18 protein-coding genes are annotated in these 16,380 nt (G+C 49.3%); 5 read left to right on the top strand and 13 right to left on the bottom strand.

Features of this window, described 5'->3' with window-relative positions; genetic code table 11:
- Positions 1-9 precede the first annotated feature (9 nt).
- The gene (gene minC / locus ACSTTG_RS06210; RefSeq protein ID WP_438474144.1) at positions 10-669 is read right to left on the bottom strand and encodes a septum site-determining protein MinC; all 660 of its coding nucleotides are present in this window, start codon (positions 667-669) and stop codon (positions 10-12) included.
- 187 nt (positions 670-856) lie between these two features.
- Here minC and ACSTTG_RS06205 point away from each other — a divergent pair, with 187 nt between their 5' ends.
- From ACSTTG_RS06205 to ACSTTG_RS06190, 4 genes are all read left to right on the top strand, one after another.
- The gene (locus ACSTTG_RS06205; protein ID WP_438458129.1) at positions 857-1,132 is read left to right on the top strand and encodes a YcgL domain-containing protein; all 276 of its coding nucleotides are present in this window, start codon (positions 857-859) and stop codon (positions 1,130-1,132) included.
- Between the two features lie 49 nt (positions 1,133-1,181).
- Complete coding sequence (locus ACSTTG_RS06200) at positions 1,182-2,153, top strand: lytic murein transglycosylase (RefSeq protein WP_438458130.1); 972 nt, start codon at positions 1,182-1,184, stop codon at positions 2,151-2,153.
- A gap of 287 nt (positions 2,154-2,440) precedes the next feature.
- Positions 2,441-4,231 carry a glycoside hydrolase family 36 protein gene (locus ACSTTG_RS06195; RefSeq protein WP_438474143.1) on the top strand — a complete coding sequence of 597 codons (1,791 nt, stop codon included), beginning with the start codon at positions 2,441-2,443 and terminating at the stop codon, positions 4,229-4,231.
- Between the two features lie 113 nt (positions 4,232-4,344).
- Positions 4,345-5,250 (top strand): manganese-dependent inorganic pyrophosphatase, encoded by a 906-nt coding sequence (locus ACSTTG_RS06190; protein WP_438474142.1) that lies wholly within the window; start codon positions 4,345-4,347, stop codon positions 5,248-5,250.
- A 366-nt stretch (positions 5,251-5,616) separates the two neighbouring features.
- Here ACSTTG_RS06190 and ACSTTG_RS06185 read toward each other — a convergent pair whose 3' ends face one another.
- The 3 genes from ACSTTG_RS06185 to ACSTTG_RS06175 form a co-directional block, all read right to left on the bottom strand.
- Complete coding sequence (locus ACSTTG_RS06185) at positions 5,617-6,273, bottom strand: nitroreductase family protein (RefSeq protein ID WP_438458134.1); 657 nt, start codon at positions 6,271-6,273, stop codon at positions 5,617-5,619.
- Positions 6,274-6,400: 127 nt separating this feature from the next.
- Entirely contained in the window at positions 6,401-7,099 is a 699-nt protein-coding gene (locus tag ACSTTG_RS06180) for an aspartate/glutamate racemase family protein (protein ID WP_438474141.1), read from the bottom strand.
- A 205-nt stretch (positions 7,100-7,304) separates the two neighbouring features.
- Complete coding sequence (locus ACSTTG_RS06175; RefSeq protein ID WP_438458136.1) at positions 7,305-8,039, bottom strand: dienelactone hydrolase family protein; 735 nt, start codon at positions 8,037-8,039, stop codon at positions 7,305-7,307.
- Positions 8,040-8,190: 151 nt separating this feature from the next.
- On the opposite strand from ACSTTG_RS06175, the gene ACSTTG_RS06170 reads away from it, so the two are divergent.
- Positions 8,191-8,745, top strand: coding sequence for an NUDIX domain-containing protein (locus ACSTTG_RS06170; protein ID WP_438458137.1), 555 nt, complete (start codon positions 8,191-8,193; stop codon positions 8,743-8,745).
- 93 nt (positions 8,746-8,838) lie between these two features.
- Here ACSTTG_RS06170 and ACSTTG_RS06165 read toward each other — a convergent pair whose 3' ends face one another.
- From ACSTTG_RS06165 to ACSTTG_RS06125, 9 genes are all read right to left on the bottom strand, one after another.
- Positions 8,839-9,402 (bottom strand): VC2662 family protein, encoded by a 564-nt coding sequence (locus ACSTTG_RS06165; RefSeq protein WP_438458138.1) that lies wholly within the window; start codon positions 9,400-9,402, stop codon positions 8,839-8,841.
- A gap of 126 nt (positions 9,403-9,528) precedes the next feature.
- Positions 9,529-9,909, bottom strand: a complete 381-nt coding sequence (locus ACSTTG_RS06160) for a GspS/AspS pilotin family protein (RefSeq protein ID WP_438474140.1) — start codon at positions 9,907-9,909, stop codon at positions 9,529-9,531.
- 2 nt (positions 9,910-9,911) lie between these two features.
- Entirely contained in the window at positions 9,912-10,208 is a 297-nt protein-coding gene (locus ACSTTG_RS06155) for a YciI family protein (RefSeq protein ID WP_438474139.1), read from the bottom strand.
- Positions 10,209-10,248: 40 nt separating this feature from the next.
- A complete protein-coding gene (gene yciA / locus ACSTTG_RS06150) occupies positions 10,249-10,662 on the bottom strand; it encodes an acyl-CoA thioester hydrolase YciA (protein WP_438474138.1) in 414 nt (137 codons plus the stop codon).
- 6 nt (positions 10,663-10,668) lie between these two features.
- Positions 10,669-11,214 carry a septation protein A gene (locus ACSTTG_RS06145; protein WP_438458142.1) on the bottom strand — a complete coding sequence of 182 codons (546 nt, stop codon included), beginning with the start codon at positions 11,212-11,214 and terminating at the stop codon, positions 10,669-10,671.
- A 169-nt stretch (positions 11,215-11,383) separates the two neighbouring features.
- A complete protein-coding gene (locus ACSTTG_RS06140) occupies positions 11,384-12,862 on the bottom strand; it encodes an FAD-binding domain-containing protein (protein ID WP_438474137.1) in 1,479 nt (492 codons plus the stop codon).
- A 129-nt stretch (positions 12,863-12,991) separates the two neighbouring features.
- Positions 12,992-14,248: a dicarboxylate/amino acid:cation symporter gene (locus ACSTTG_RS06135; RefSeq protein ID WP_438458144.1), complete on the bottom strand. Its 1,257-nt coding sequence runs from the start codon at positions 14,246-14,248 to the stop codon at positions 12,992-12,994.
- A 260-nt stretch (positions 14,249-14,508) separates the two neighbouring features.
- Entirely contained in the window at positions 14,509-14,994 is a 486-nt protein-coding gene (locus tag ACSTTG_RS06130) for a methylated-DNA--[protein]-cysteine S-methyltransferase (protein ID WP_438458145.1), read from the bottom strand.
- Positions 14,991-16,373: a DNA-3-methyladenine glycosylase 2 family protein gene (locus tag ACSTTG_RS06125; RefSeq protein WP_438474136.1), complete on the bottom strand. Its 1,383-nt coding sequence runs from the start codon at positions 16,371-16,373 to the stop codon at positions 14,991-14,993. Before ACSTTG_RS06125 ends, ACSTTG_RS06130 begins: the two co-directional genes overlap by 4 nt.
- Positions 16,374-16,380 lie beyond the last annotated feature (7 nt).

The following is a 16,380-nucleotide window of genomic DNA, read 5'->3' as shown; positions in this document are numbered from 1 at the left end:
TTTTAGTTTTTATACTTTGAGTGATTCAATGTGCAGAAGTTGGTTCTCAAGACTGACCATCACCTTCTGTTTCCAATAATCACTACTAATTTGATCGCTGAGCCAGTAGTTACCTGCGATAGACACTAGCTCTGCTTGTAGATCGTTACAAATTATTCTTGCCCCTAATTGACCGCTCGCTCCGGCAATAGCGCGACCACGCAAAGTGCCGAGAACATGAATTGAGCCGTCGGCGATCACTTCTGCTCCCGCACTAACATGACTCATCAGTAGCAGATCACCATCTTTAGCATAGACCTGTTGTCCTGAGCGTACAGGTGTGCGGATCACTTTTAGCGGAGCGAGTGGAGCTGAGGTTTTCGAGCTGCTGCTCGCCGTCATGACTGCGAGACCCGCCTCAATAGCCAGTGTTTGCTGTCGTTTAGTCTTGCAGCCAGTCACACCGACTGGAAACATACCAGTCTCCAGTACCCCGGATTTTAAGCTCTTGTAGTCGATATCGCCCGACACGCAAGAGACATTAATCACCACCGGGGCATGGGCAAAAAAAGCCGGTGCCTGCTCGGTTTTCTCCCTAAGAAAGGTCAGGTTGCCTTCCACATCGATATCGGCAAGATGAAGCACTGACAGCGTGAAACTGCTGCCTTTTAAATCGGGAGTTTGAGACATTCTATTTCAGCCTAGATATATGCGAATAAATGACGTCGCTTTTACAAAGCACGTTGCCTTTATATAGGCCTATCATGTTATATTTCCCCTAATCTATCAGCAAGTGTTGTTGGTATGAATTTGTCTATTTATGTGGGTTAATAAGGGGTTTGCGGCGCTTTGTGGCGCGAAACCCGGTAGGATGGCTATGCTTTGTACGATCTATAAAAGCGCAAAGAAAGAAGGCACGTATCTGTACGTGGCGAAAAAAGATGACTTCTCCCAAGTTCCGGAGCAGTTAATGCAAATGTTTGGCAAGCCAATCTTGGTGATGACACTCAATATTACCAGCCGTGAGCTTGCTCAGGTAGATGTAGAAAAGGTCAAAAATGATCTGATTGAGCAAGGGTTCTTCTTGCAATTACCCCCGCAAAAAGAAAACGTTCTCGAAGAGTTTAAAGCGCTCAATAAAGACGCGAAGTAAACTAAATTCAGGGTAAATTGTTCGCAAAACCGATAACAAGGAGTGTAGTGTGAAACGTTGGGTTATTGGAGCATTATCAGCTGCGCTATCTGTGAGCGCGCTGGCAAGCGAAAAAAATTTTGAGATGTATGTTGAGCAACTTAAACGAGAAGCCGTAGAGCAAGGGGTGGATGCTGAGTTGGTCGAGCGTGCATTTGCTAATGTAGAGCATCGGCCGCGCGCCGTGGTAGCGGATCGAAATCAGCCTGAGCGTCGACTAACCTTGGATGAGTACATTCCGCGCGCCGTGCCGCAGTGGAAAGTTGATCAAGCCAAAGATCTGTATCAGAAGCATTATGCAGAGCTCAAGCGTATTGGCGATGCTTATGGCGTTCAGCCGCGTTTTATCGTGGCCCTGTGGGGGGTTGAGAGTAACTTTGGCCGCTTTACCGGAAATTACAAGGTCGTTGATGCACTGACCACGATGGCGTTTGATGGTCGCCGCGAAGCCTTCTTCAAAAGCGAGCTCATGGCGGCGCTGAAGATCCTCGAGCAGGGCCACATTGAGCTTGAGGATATGAAGGGCTCTTGGGCCGGCGCTATGGGGCAGAGTCAGTTTATGCCAAGCTCATTCATCGCCTATGCCGCAGATGGCAGTGGTGATGGTAAAAAGGATATCTGGAATAACGTTGAGGACGTGTTTGCGTCTACGGCCAATTATTTGAGCCGCTCAGGGTGGGACGATGAGTACACTTGGGGTCGGCAGGTACTTGTGCCTGAAACTCTAGATAAAGAGTTACAGGGGCGCTCTGCTGAAAAAGCCAAGTACTTACAAGAGTGGGGTGAGCTCGGGATCACCCGCTTTGATGGGTCACCTTTGCCAAAGCTTGACCAGGATATTGAAGCTTGGTTGATTATGCCTGATGATCATCAGGGGCGAACTTACTTGGTGTATAATAACTACAATGTGCTAATGAAATGGAATCGATCATATTATTTCGCGTTAGCCGTGAGTCATCTTGCTGACCGGATTGTGTTCTAACCGATTTAAGGGGCGGGGAGCGGGGTACACTCCGTTCCGAGGTACGAGTGTGTAAAGACTATTGCATCTTGTAGGAAGCCACCCACGCTAAATCTCGTTTCTCTGCGAAGGATGGCATTGATCAGAGTTTTTTGAAGCGGCCGCACGTTGCGGTCGTTTTTATTTGTGTGAAATGTGATCAGCTTAACGTTCATCGCTCTGTTAGAGTAAAAACTCATGACAGATAAATCACCAGGCGTCATGCTCTAGCGCCATTGTCGATGTATTAATCAATATTAGGTCTAGGGATGACCAACAAGATACTCTTTTCATGTCAGCGCGAAGCACTCGTTTACAACCTCGATGTTGAAGCCACGTTAAACGGTGATAACTTAAGCTTTACCCATATCGGCTTACACAACTCGCCCGTTGATGAGCGTTACGCACTCTGCCACTTTGAGTTAGTTGCTGCACATGACTCAAGGTTTGTCGGCGAGGGCTTTCAGATGCTATCGCAGTCTACAGGCACTCTTGGCGATGCGATTGAGCTGGGACGATGCCCCGATAACAATGCGGATTACCGCATTTATCCAATCGATGCCCCTAAGCGACATTACAACACCTTAGTCATTGAACTTGAACAAAGCTACGTCTTATTTGGCTTTACCTCTTGTCGACGTTTTGCCGGATATTTTGAGATAGAGCATGGGCCACATGGCAGTCTGGTGACCGCCTATATTGACGGCGAAAATACCCATCCTCAAGATTGGCCTGATAATCAGCTTGAGAGCCTAACGCTACTCGAGGCATCCGACCTTGAGCAACTCTATCAAAGCTACAGCGAGCTTATCGCGCGTTCGCATCCTCCGAGAGCAAAAGTCGCCCAGCCAAGTCCGGTCGGTTGGTGTTCATGGTATGCGTACTATGCGGACGTCAGTGAGCGCCATATCGATGAAAATTTGGCGTTAATGACAGGGCAGCTTGATGCGCTTGAGTGGGTGCTGCTTGATGACGGCTATCAAGCCTTTATGGGCGATTGGTTAGACCCATCTGACAAGTTTGAGTCGGGTGTGCCCGCCTTAGTTGAGCGAATTAAGCACCAAGGCAAGCGCGCGGGTATTTGGTTAGCTCCCTTTATTGCTCAGCCACAGTCGCGTGTTTTTCGCCACCACCCAGATTGGTTTGTTCAAGATGAGCATGGCCAACCACTTAAAGCAGAAACGGTGACTTATGGTGGCTGGCGCTGCACACCTTGGTATGTGCTTGATACCTCAAAACCTGAGGTGCTCGAGCATTTAACTTATGTGGTCAGCGTGATGCGTCAAGAGTGGGGGGTTGAGCTGTTCAAACTCGATGCCAATTATTGGGGGACATTGAAAGGCACCCGGCTTGGGCGCGGCGTGACGGGCGTTGAGGCCTACCGCATGGGGATGCAAGCTATTGCGCAGGGGGTTGGTGATGGGTGGATTCTTGGCTGTAATGCGCCGATGTGGCCCTCTTTGGGGTTGGTTGACGCGATGCGAGTCTCTGATGATGTTGAGCGAGAGCCCTATCGTTTTGGACAAATCGCCAAACAGGCCTTTTTCCGTAGTTGGCAGCATCAACGTCTGTGGCATCTCGATCCCGATTGCGTGACCTTGACGTCACTGCCTAACCAGGGCACCGAGCGCCGCTACTACGACTTTCATCGCACTGCAATTCTCGCCAGTAGCGGCTGGCTACTCAGTGGTGATCCTTTGCAGGAGATGACGCTGTTTGTCCACAATAGCTGGCGCAAGCTCCTGCTGCGTGCGGCCAAGACCCAACAAGCTGCGCGCTTTGACTCTCTGGCGATGAATCATGCGAGATTAAGTCTAACCAATAACAATGAGCTGCATTGTTTGTTCAATTTCAATTCTCAGCCGACCACTTTTACACTGACCTCAAGCAGGCCAGTCCTTTGGTTTGATTATTGGACTGGTGCGCGCCTAAGCCATGAGAAAACGCAGATGTTTGAGATTGAGCTTATTAACCACCTCAGTGCTCGGGCAATTATAACGGGTGATGTGGGTGATAAACTGCCACCTAGAAAGATGGATACCGAGGTAAAAATCAGGTAGAGTAGCGCTCTTTACTGGTGCCAGATTTTGGCACGTGAGAAATTTGAACAATCTTGGCAAGCCAATGCGATAACGTGATTGGCTTGTAACAAAGTGATGATATAGGAAGCAAGATGATTCTAGTTGTTGGTCATAAAAACCCAGATAGTGATAGCATTTGTGGCGCATTGGTTGCTGCTGAACTTCTAAAAGCACGTGGTCTTGAAGCGAAAGCGGTTCGTCAAGGTGACATCAACCGTGAAACGCAACACATTCTAGAAACTGCTGGTGTCGATCAACCAGAGATGTGCACTTCAGTCGCGGGCGAAAAAATCTGGCTTGTAGACTACACCGATGTTGCTCAGGCACCAGACGACATTGCTCAAGCAGAAATTCTCGGCATTGTTGATCACCACCGTCTAGGTGACGTGATGACGGTTAACCCGCTTGAGGCGTGGATCTGGCCTGTTGGTTGTACTTGTACCATCCTATTTAACCTATTCAAGATGGAACAAGCGGAGATCACACGTCCACTAGCGATCATGATGATGTCGGCTATCCTATCTGACACGGTTGGCTTTGCTTCACCAACGTGCACGCAAAAAGACAAAGACGCAGTTCAAGAGCTAGCAGCCATTGCTGGCGTTGAAGACCTAGATGCGTTTATCAAAGACCTTCTGATTGCTAAGACTAACATCGAAGGCCTATCAGCGGCTGAGCTGGTTGAGAAAGACCTAAAAGCATACCCATTCAACGAGCGCGACGTTGTGGTTGGTCAGGTCGAGCTAGCCACCCTTGAGCAGGTTGATGGCATGATTGAAGCATTGGAAGCGGACCTTGAGCGTCGCTGCGCTGAAGAAGGCCTTGCGTTTGCCGCTGTGATGCTAACAGACATCACCACAGCACAAACTCGTCTACTGTACAAAGGCGAGTGGGCAGAGAAGCTAGTTAAGCACGAAAAAGACGGCATGCTAATGATGGAAAACACATTAAGCCGTAAGAAACAGGGCTGGCCTTGGCTCCAAGCTGAACTTGCTTAATGTGCTTCTAGTTTAGTTGATTTCTTTAAAGCCCAGCGTACGCTGGGCTTTATTTTAGGGGGGCGAGGAGCGGGTTACACTGCGTTCCGAGTAGCGAGGAGTTGGCAACGCGCGATAGATACCTCGCACCTCGTAGGGCGAAGCCCGTCCCCGCACCTCGCCCCTACGCTTTTCAGGTGCGAGGAGCGGGTTTCACTTTGTTCCGAGTTGCGAGGAATTGGTCACGTGAGATAGATTTCTCGCAACAGCACTTTTGGGTTTGGGGAAAGGATTTCACTTCGTTTCGGATTGCGAAAAGTTAGCCAGGTGCGATAAATCCCTCGTGCCTCGTAGGGCAAAGCCCGTCCCCGAGCCCCGCCCCTTTGTTTATAGCGTGACAAATATCTCTGAGAGCGGCAGCCGTGCCTTCGGCAGGCCGTGGTTGTAGTCTTCGCCTTGTTTGTGGTAGCCCATTGCTAGGGCGACTTCGCAGACATAACCGTCTAGTTCCTGTTTGAACTCCTCGGCTATCATGTCTGAATCGACTCCTTCCATCGGTGTGGACTCTATCTCTAAACGAGCGAGAACATGCAGAGTGTTACCGAGAGCGAGATACATCTGTGCGCGTGTCCAATTGCCGTTGTAGCCGTTGTCATCGGTGTTGAGCTCAGCGAACGTGTAACCGCCGTTGAGCATGTTATCGTACATCTCAGGGGGTAGGTGTCCTGAGGCTACCTCAACATCCACACAGCGAGCGTATTGCTCTTTGGTGAACTTAGGGTTATACGCAAACAGAATCACATGTGAGGCTTCTAAGGCGTGGTGCTGGTTGAACTGGTACTTGATCGCAAAAGTGCGGTGAAAGCGTTGCTTGGCTTCATCGCTTTCTAGCAGGATAAACTTCCATGGCTGAGAGTTAATCGAGGAAGCAGACAGGCGCATCGCCTGTTTGAGGATATCGATTCGCTCTTGGGGAATACGTTTTCCAGAGTCGTACTGCTTCACGGTGTAACGACTTTCGAGATCTCTTACGATTGTATGCATACGCTGACCCTTATTTGTTTGAATGCTCATAAAACCGGGCGCCGTTATCGACGCGTTTGGTACACAAAAAGAGCTTAGTTCAAATCAGTGTCAGCGGAAAATTGATGCTCGATTCAAGACGCTTGGGCTATTTTTGCTCCAGAGAAAAGTCCACCGCCGCCTGAGCATGAATTTGTGTCGTGTCGTAGAGGGGGACCTCGGTATCGTGCTGCTTAACCAGCATTGCAATCTCAGTACAACCGAGAATCACTGCTTCAGCACCTAGGTCAGCCAAGTTCTCAATGATGCGCAGATAAACTTGTCTGGATGCGTCACTGACAATTCCTTTGCACAGCTCTTGGTAGATAATGTCGTGGATCAGGGTCTGGTCGTCTCGATTGGGCACCATGACCTTGATGGTGGACTGTTGTTCCACTCGGGATTTGTAGAAGTCTTGTTCCATGGTAAAACGGGTGCCGAGCAGGGCGACCTTACGAATGCCATCGCGCTGTAATTGCAAGGTGGTGGTATCGGCAATGTGTAGCAGTGGGATCTCTAACTGCGCTTCGATCTGTGGCGCAACTTTGTGCATGGTGTTGGTCGCAATCACCAGGCACTCGGCGCCCGCTGCCTGCAAAGAGAGTGCTGCATCACCGAGCAGCATTGCACATTGTTGCCAATCACCTTGGTGCTGCAGCTGTTCAATTTGCTGGAAATCCACACTGTAGAGAACCAGTTTTGCCGAGTGTAAGCCGCCAAGTTGACGCTTAACTCCCTGATTGATTGCGCTGTAATAATGGCTGGTTGATTCCCAACTCATTCCACCCAGTAAACCAATGGTCTTCATGCTCTCTGTTCCTTGTTGAGTTTAGTCGTAGCGGTTTAGGCTTTAAAAGCATCAGATTACTAGATAATACAGTCCAATATAACCCGGACAGAGCAAAGCCTTGATCCGTCTGGGAAGGTTGTTTTGGCAATGGAAGGGACAAGCAGGCTGCGCGAGCTAGGTGTGTTGAGTCAGAGGCACTGCGCAGCCTAGATAGAAGTGGAGACTAACGTGATAAGGTTTCGTCTAAAAACTGGTTAAACGCATTCCATGACTTATTATCGGCAACTTCTCGATAGCGATCGCTACCAAAGACAGTGAACGCGTGCGGCGCACCGCTGTAGGTGATCATTTCATGATCAACCCCGGCGGTTTCTAAGCGCTCAGCCAGATCAGCGAACTGAGTCATGGGTATCGCACTGTCTGCGGTGCCATGCAAAACTAGGATTGGCGCAGAAACCTGCTCATAGTTTTGTCCATCCGGGGTACCTAACCCACCGTGGAAAGTAGCAAAGCCATTGGCCTTCATACCCGCTCGCGCCGACTCCAAAACCGCTGCACCACCAAAGCAATAGCCCATCACTACCACGTTGTCTTTGTCACCGCCTAGGCTCACGGCATAGTCTAGGCTCCCTTGCATTAAGGCGCGCAGTTTATCTCGGTCCTTATACAACTCCCCAGTATGCTGTCTTTTATCCTCTACTGCGGTTGGGCGTACCCCTTTACCAAATAAATCAGCCGCGAAAACGCTGTAACCCATGTCGTTGAGCATTTTAGCGCGCTGTTTCTCGTAATCGGTTAGTCCATCCCAATCGTGGACTAACAGGACAAGGGGAGCGTCACCGTCAACCGGTGCCCAGTACCCTTCGTACTCCATTTGATCAACCGTGTAGGTCGTGTTGTCACCTGCCCACGTGAACGACGAGCAAAGCGCGATCGCAACAATAGCCTTCTGATGCATTATTGGTTCCTTTTATTGATAGTTTACAGGGGTATAAATCACACTGTAGTACGTAATGAGAGCAAGTTCCGCTCATTGTGATGAAATCTTGAGCTATGAGAGCAACTTGGGTATGGTCAATAGCAAACTATCAAGGGACAGGATCAGGACGATGACTGACATTAAGACATTAGACAGCCGAGTCGTTTACCAAAATAAATGGATGACGGTTCGCGAGGATACGATATTGCGCTCCAGCGGCAGCGAAGGAATTTATGGCGTGGTGGATAAGCCCGATTGCGCAGTGATCATCGCTGTCGATGAAGGGCAGATCCATTTAGTCGAGCAGTATCGCTATACGGTGTCTAAGCGCTGCTGGGAGCTGCCGCAGGGTGCTTGGGAGAGTAATCCAAGTGCAGATCACCTAGAGCTAGCGAAGGGTGAGTTGCGTGAAGAGACCGGCTTGCTCGCCTCACAGATGCATTACTTGGGCAGTCAATTCATCGCCTATGGATTTTTGAATCAAACTTGTCATATCTATCTCGCGACTCAGTTGAGTTTTGTTGGTGCCCAGCTTGATAATGAGGAGGAAGACTTGGTGAGTTGTGCGTTTCCGCTCAAAACCTTTGAGCAAATGCTGATCGACGGCACGATCCAAGACAATGTGACGTGCGCCGCTTATGGGTTGGCAAAACTCAAAGCGCCTCAATTACTCGCAGGTGCTTAATGAATCGCACTAAATTTTGCCGCTACCTAAGGTAACAGCGTAAGGTGAGATATCAGTAACGTGAGCCGCGTAAAAAGCGGCTCACGGACATATTTAGTTGACACCAAAGTTGAACAATGGGAAGCAGCGCACGAAGCCATTGCTGGCACAATTAATCAACCCCACCTGAACACCTCTGATTTTTTCTGTGTTGTTGAAAATGCCCACTTGAACGGTAGAGGCCTCAGAGAGACTGACTAAGCCAAGATCCACCATCGAGTCACCGGTTGAGTAGTTGACAAAGCTAGCATTGACGCCTTTCACATCATTGGTCACGTTGACACCACCTAGGTTAAGGCCAATGGTTTCGCCTGTGTTCCAGTTAAACAGACCAAATGACGCCCCCTTCATGCTTTGATTGACCTTGTTAGCACCAAAAACCAGGTTGAGGTTGACGCCAACCGTTGAATTGGTCTCTGACATGCCCAAGAGCGCTAGGTCGAGACCTTTCAACTCATCCACATGCCCATGGAGAACCGCAAGACGAACACCGGTGACGGAATTGTCTTTAGGAGCATTGAAGTTGTCTAAGGTGGAAAACATCACAGGGGCAGCGGCTATCGCACTCGTCGATGCCAACAGGGTGGTTGCGATAAGACTGGTGAGTGTTTTTTTCATGAGCCTCTCCATTTACTTGATGCATTACAGCAAAGTAGTGCGGCGCAAGCGCCGCATTTTAGTAGAATTTGAACTGCCGCCTTTCTAGTCACGTTGATCGAATGTGACTGACGAATGTCGCATCATCTATTTACATTGGCTGGCATCGACCATTTGGTCAACAATTAATTGACCGCGACTATTGCGAATTTTAAGTCGATAACTCAAGCCCACATCGAGGTTTCGACGCACATTTTCATTGAAACAGTATTGCGCCATACTGTTGTTGAGCAATTGTTGGGTTGTCACTGTACCCGGCGCATCATCGTTGAAGATCATCATGATTTCGATGGTACTGCCGCGCGAGGATGCACGCATGATGGACAGTGGGCCCTGCTCAATTGGCAGCTCAGCCGCGAGAAGGCTAGCACGGTTAGACGCGAGCAGTTCTAGTTGTTGCTGCTTGTCGTTGTTAGAGGCACAGCCAGCAAGGGCAGTAATAAGGGCGATGAGAAGAGTCTTTCGCATGATTAGAATACTTTTTTATATGGTTTAACAGTGACATGCTGGTAAACACCAGCATGAAGATAAGGGTCATCATCCGCCCAAGCTTTTGCGGCGATCAATGAATCAAAGTCAGCGATAACGGTGGAGCCAGTGAAGCCAGCTTGACCTGGGTTATCACTGTCAATCGCAGGCATAGGGCCCGCGGTAAGGAGTCGACCCTCGTCACGAAGCGATTGCAGACGAGCTAGGTGCTCTGGGCGAGCGGCCAAACGCTTATCGAGAGAGTCGGGAGTATCTAGAGCAAAAATTACGTACCACATTCAGAGTTCCTTTCACTGTATTACGTGTTATGAGTTTATACTATTGTGCTTTAACTGGGTCTGCCTTTATCGGACGTGGGCGACCATTAGAATCGATAGCAACATAATTAAAGGTTGCTTTACATACCATGTAACGATCTTTCACACCGTCTTCTTTGACGGGTTTGACCCAAACCTCAAGGTGAATCGACATCGAGGTGCGTCCTACCCGAGTACATTCACCATAACAGCACACCACATCACCAACTTTAACCGGTTTTTTAAATTCAATACTTGATACCGATACCGTCGCGATGCGGCCGCTCGAAATTTCTTTGGCTAAAATGCCACCAGCAAGGTCAAGTTGAGACATGATCCAGCCACCGAAGATATCACCATTGGCGTTAGTATCTGCAGGCATGGCCAGCGTTCTCAACAGTAAATCGCCCGCGGGGTTGGGGGTAGAGTGGGACATAGTTTACTATTCCTGTTCTTTGTTATTTTCTTTAGGTAGGTGCTTGTACAGGTACAAGCCAGTTGCAATAGTGAAGCCAAAGGTCGCGATCAGAAGACCAAAGACCTTAAAGTTAACCCAAACATCCAGGGGCATTTGGTAGGCGACGTAGAGGTTTAATCCAGCACAAAAGCTGAAGAAACCGACCCAGGCCCAGTTGATACTGGCCCATACATGCTCCGGCAGGGTGAGCTCCTTACCCAGCATTGCTTTGATAGCGGATTTTCCCATCAGATGGCTGACAGCCAGTCCCGATGCCATAACAGCGTAGACGATGGTCACCTTCCATTTAATGAAATTATCGTCTTGAAGCAAGATGGTCATGCCGCCAAAAATCGCCACCATCACAAAGGTGATCAACTGCATCTTTTCAACTTTTTTGTAGATGGCATAGGTTAAGCCAACCTGAATCGCCGTTGCAATGATAAGTGCACCGGTCGCCGTGTAGATGTCAGACATCTTGTACAGGACAAAGAAGATGATCAGAGGGATAAAATCAATCAGTTGTTTCATAATTAATACTACAAGTCACCGTCGAGTAACTAGTGTACCCAACAAAGCGGGCAGAAACCTAGCGGAAATAACAATTAAATACGATAAACACGGGCGCAAGTTACGGGGACACTTCGTTCCGGGGGGCGAGGAGTATTGTCAATGATTCAACTTCTTGTAGCCAATGAGACTAGTGGTTGCGTGAACTGTCTTGGCGGACATGGGTAGCGAGGATACGTTTGCCCTCTTGTTTGACATCGGGTCGCTTGCGCCAGCTCCAAAGGCGATCTCGTGCCTGCTTGGCGGCGGTTTCGATGTCAATCACGGGATCGAGGTAGCGGCTGTCGGGTGCCAATGAATACATCTGCGCTTCCATTGCCGTCATGGTCCAGGGGGCGAACAGCAATGGTGGTGGGAGTTCGGCTAATTCGGGTACCCAGCGTTTGATGAACACGCCCTCTGCGTCGTGCTCTTTGGCTTGCTTGATCGGGTTGTAGATTCTAAGCGTGTTTATGCCGGTTACGCCCGCCTGCATTTGAAACTGAGGGTAGTGGATACCTGGCTCAAAATCTAAGAACAGCGAGGCAAGATGAGCAACACCTAAGCGCCAGTCTAGGTTCATATGATGGGTCAGCACACTGACGAGCATGGCGCGCATACGAAAATTGATGTAGCCGGTGTCGATTAGGCAGCGCATACAGGCATCGACTAGTGGCAGACCGGTGTGTCCGGTTTTCCAAGCATTAAGCAGCACAGTGTTAGACTCCTTTTGCTCAGCCAATAGGGCGTCGTAAGCTCGATTGACACAGCGGTATTCCATCTCGATTTCAGACTCAAATTTCTGGATAAAATGGCAATGCCAGTGTAAACGAGATGAGAGTGCTATCAGGCTGCGGCGAAATCCGGGCTGCTGCCAGTGTGCCAGCAAGGTTTGATAAACCTGGCGCAAGGAAAGGTTGCCCCAAGCAAGATAGGGCGACAGTCGAGAGCAGGCATTTCTGGACAGACTGGGACTAGAAATGGAGCAATAGTACTTGGCTCCCCGACGGGCAAAAAAGTCATCAAGAGTTTGCCGAGCTAATGTTGGCCCCCCTGTTTGTATGCCCGGGTGCTTGTGCTGCCATGATTCAGGAATTGGCATCGACAACTCGCTGGGCAATTTTGGGGGCGTGACAAGATGGATTTGTTCGAGGTTTGGCGAGTCAAGAGGCGCGCGCATTACGGCTTGCCAATGTTTATCCCAGTTGTTTCGGGTTCTCGCTCCGCGAATAACAGCACCAGTTGGCAGTTGATGCCAACTGATATTCTGCGCTGCTAGCCATTGGGCAATGGATTTATCTCGCTCAAACGTACAATTAAGGCCAATTTCCTGATGAGAAAAGACGCTCTCAATCCGGTAGGTTGAACAGAGAAACTCGAAACAAACGAGCGCGTCGCCGCGCATGACCAGCACCTTGGTATGATGCGCTTCAAGCTGGCGATTGATATCTTCAAGGGACTGCCAGACGAAGCGCCAATGTCGCTCAGAATAGTGAGGGTTGTCGAGCAACATCGGCTCGAAGATATACACCAGCAAGCAAGGTACACCGCTCTGCTGTGCGAATTTGAGTGGGGCGTGATCCTCCAGGCGCAAGTCGCGCTTGAACCACACAAGGTTAACGGTCTGCATGATTGCGTTGCCTGCTTTTTACTGGCGAATGTAGTTTTTGTATGGTGAAGCGAGGATTTAGTTTGGTTTTACTTGGACACAGAACCAAAAAAGCCCGGCCAAGGCCGGGCTTAAACAATAGAGGGTAGATTATGCTTGTTGCTGCTCTAGCTCAGCTTGCTCTAGGTCCGCCTCGTCAACAAGAGAGTCGACGATAAGCGCACACGCTGCATCACCTGTGATGTTGAGTGCTGTACGGATCATATCGAAGATACGGTCGAGAGCGAACAGAAGCGGTAGACCTTCGATTGGGATGCCCGCAGCCAGCAGTACCGCCACTACAAGGAATGATGGGCCTGGAACACCAGCTTGACCAACCGCGCCAAGAGTTGAAGTCAGGATGATAGCGATGTAAGCACCCATAGACAGGTCGATATTGAACAGTTGGGCGAAGAAAATCGCTACCAAACCGTAGTAGATCGCATTACCAGACATATTGATGGTTGCGCCCAGCGGTAGAACGAAAGACGCCGTTGAGTTCTTCACACCTAGCTCGTTTTCAACCGTGTTCATGGTTACTGGCAGAGTTGCCATTGATGAAGAGGTCGACAGTGCAACCGCTTGTGGCTTCTTCATCACAGAAAGGAACTTCTTAGCCGAGGTTTTGGTAAACAGTTGAATCATTAGCGGGTAAGCAACAAAACCGAACACCAAGATTGCTGCAACGTAAACCACAAACAGTTTAAATACCACCATTAGGGCAGAGAAGCCGAATGAGCCTACTGCTTCAGCCATCAAGCCGAACACACCGATTGGTGCGATGATCATCACCTTATTGATCATCCAAACCATAGAATCAACGATAGTGTTAACGCCATTCACCATAGGCTCGCGACGCTCTTTTGGCTGCTTAGATAGAGCAATACCGAAAAATAGGCAGAATACCAAGATTTGCAGGATGTTTGCTTCGTTAAGCGATTGGAACACGTTCTCTGGGATCATACCTGTGATTGTTGCCCAGAAGGTAGGTAGTTCACCTTTTGATGCGTACTCAGTAGAGAACATTCCCTCAACACCGGTGACATCAATACCGATGCCTGGTTGGAATATCGCACCCATAACCAGCGCTAGTGCGACGGCCAGTGCGGAAGTGATACCGAAGTAGCCAAGGGTAACTAAGCCCACTTTACCGGCATTTGAGCTGTTGCCCAAACCGGCCGCGCCTGAAATCAGCGCCACAGCAACCAAAGGGATCACCAGCATTTTGATTAGGTTGATGAAGATGGCACCCAATGGGGCAAACATAACTGCGCTGTCACCCATCAACGCACCGACTACTGTACCAACGATCATGGCGAGCACGACTTGCACGCCTAGATTCCCAAGTAGTCCGTCTTTACTTAACATTTTAGCAACTCCTGTCTGTCATATTGTATGTTTATAGTCATTGCGCCTATGAACGACCGTAGGTGCAGATGATTATGTTGCTGTTTTACAGGTAAGTAGTGGGGAGATCAAGTGCTTATTGGTTAAATTAGCCCAAATCTAGGCACAAAAAAGGTGTGCGTCAGCGCATAAAGCAAACGTTTGCGTCATTGCGCTAACTTGGTGCAGTGACGCACTAACATAGTGCGTCAAATTGTTGGTGAGGGTTTATATGAATGTTGTTAGTTTGTGGGTTGGATCGAACTTTCCAAATCTAGCAGTGCCCGTTTGCGTTCAACTCCTCCGGCATAACCGGACAGCCGACCATCGTTGGCCACCACCCGATGGCAGGGGATGATCACAGAGATGGGGTTCTTGCCATTGGCGGCGCCAACCGCTCGCACCGCCTTTGGCTTGCCGATATGCTCGGCAAGCTGTTTGTAGCTCCATGTCTCGCCAAAGGGGATATCTTGCAGAGCTCGCCAAACGCTCTGTTGGAAGTCGGTCCCCTGGGTCTTTAGCGGCAAGTCAAACTGGGTACGTCGGCCTGAAAAGAACTCCGTGATCTGCTGTTTTGCTGCGAGTAGGACAGGGTGGTTGTCATTACGCTCACCGAGTGATTCAGGCTTGGTGGTATGGATCTCAAACCAGACTCCAAGTAACTGGGTCTGATTCGCTTGTGCAGTGATTTTGCCAAGCGGGCTAGTAAATACAGTAAAGTAATTCATGAGTAATGACTCCAGCAATGAAAGGTGGCATAACTTCCCCACGGAGAAGTCGTTTTGGGATCGAGATTAGGAAAATGACCGAGTGCTTTTTTGACTACCAGATCGCTAGATAAAAAGCAGTTGGGATCCGACAGGCCACGTAGCATGGCGTAATTGACTGTCCAAGGCCCAATCCCTTTTAACTCAAGCCATTGCTCCGGGTGATTGTTTGGGTTTTCAATCATAAACTCTGCCAACCTGCGTAAGGTATCTTTGCGTGCTTGCGGCATGCGAAGAAAACTCAGGTCAGCCTGAGCGACTTGAGTTGGTGTTGGAAAGTAAAGATTATCAGAGTGGCAAAGTGTCTGGACTAGTAGGTTGAGCTGACCAATCGCGGCTTTAATCGATACTTGCTGACCGAGTATCGCTCGTACACCCGCTTCCCATGTATCCCAGACACCTGGAATGCGCAGACCTGGTTTAAGGATTAGATGTGGCTCGAGAACCGATAGATGGCGCTCAATCACCTCGGTATCCGTATCGAGATCCAGCATGCGACGCACCTTAACTAATAGAGTACGCAACTGAGTAAGTTCAGCAAGATCAAATCTCAGCTCGACGACATGCAGGCCTTTTTCTAACGGGCTAAAGTCGACCTCAAACCAGCAAAGTTTGTTCTGATAGATTAATGAGCGACGATAACTGCTCGTTGATACCGTCTCCACGCCTTGGATAGACCTTGTTTGATAGAAGGCCAGCAGTGTTCGCCAGTCGTAGGGTGTTCTAATGGCTAACATAACTTGATTGGTGCTCTTCACAGATGATTGTTGCCGACGCAGGTCTGTCGGGGTCATCTGGAGCACTTTTTGAAACGCATCATTAAAGCGGCGAATGCTATTGAACCCCGAGGCTAACCCAATATCTGTGATGCTTAGTGAGCTATTATGCAGCAAATTTTTGGCAAACATCAGCTGTTGGTATTGGGCGTATTGTTTTGGTGACAGCCCCATATAGCGAGTGAATAAAGTGCGCAGGTAGCGGTCACTGATACCAAGTTTGTCTGCCAGTGCCGCGAGGCTATTGTGTTGTAAATAGCCTTGGTCGATCAATTGGACTGCTCTTTGCAACGTGGTCTCGGTACCCAACCAACGCCAAGAGGTTGGTGCACTATCTGGATGGCAGCGCTTGCAAGGTCGATAGCCGGCCTTGAGCGCCATTGCGGCGTGTTCGAAATACTCTACGTTATGCTCTTTAGGCAAATTAGCCGGGCAGATCGGCCGGCAAAAAATACCCGTGGTCTTTACCGCAACAAAAAAAAGCCCATCAAAACGCCTGTCTCGGGACAGGCGCGCTTGTTGGTACAGCTTTTGGTTAGGGACGAGCTTGGCTACATGCGACACATTAAGT

This window comes from Vibrio glycogenivorans (assembly GCF_051660965.1).
Classification (GTDB): Bacteria; Pseudomonadota; Gammaproteobacteria; order Enterobacterales; family Vibrionaceae; genus Vibrio.
The sequence above is the reverse complement of the archived record's forward strand: the minus strand, read 5'-3'. Positions and strand labels throughout refer to the sequence as shown.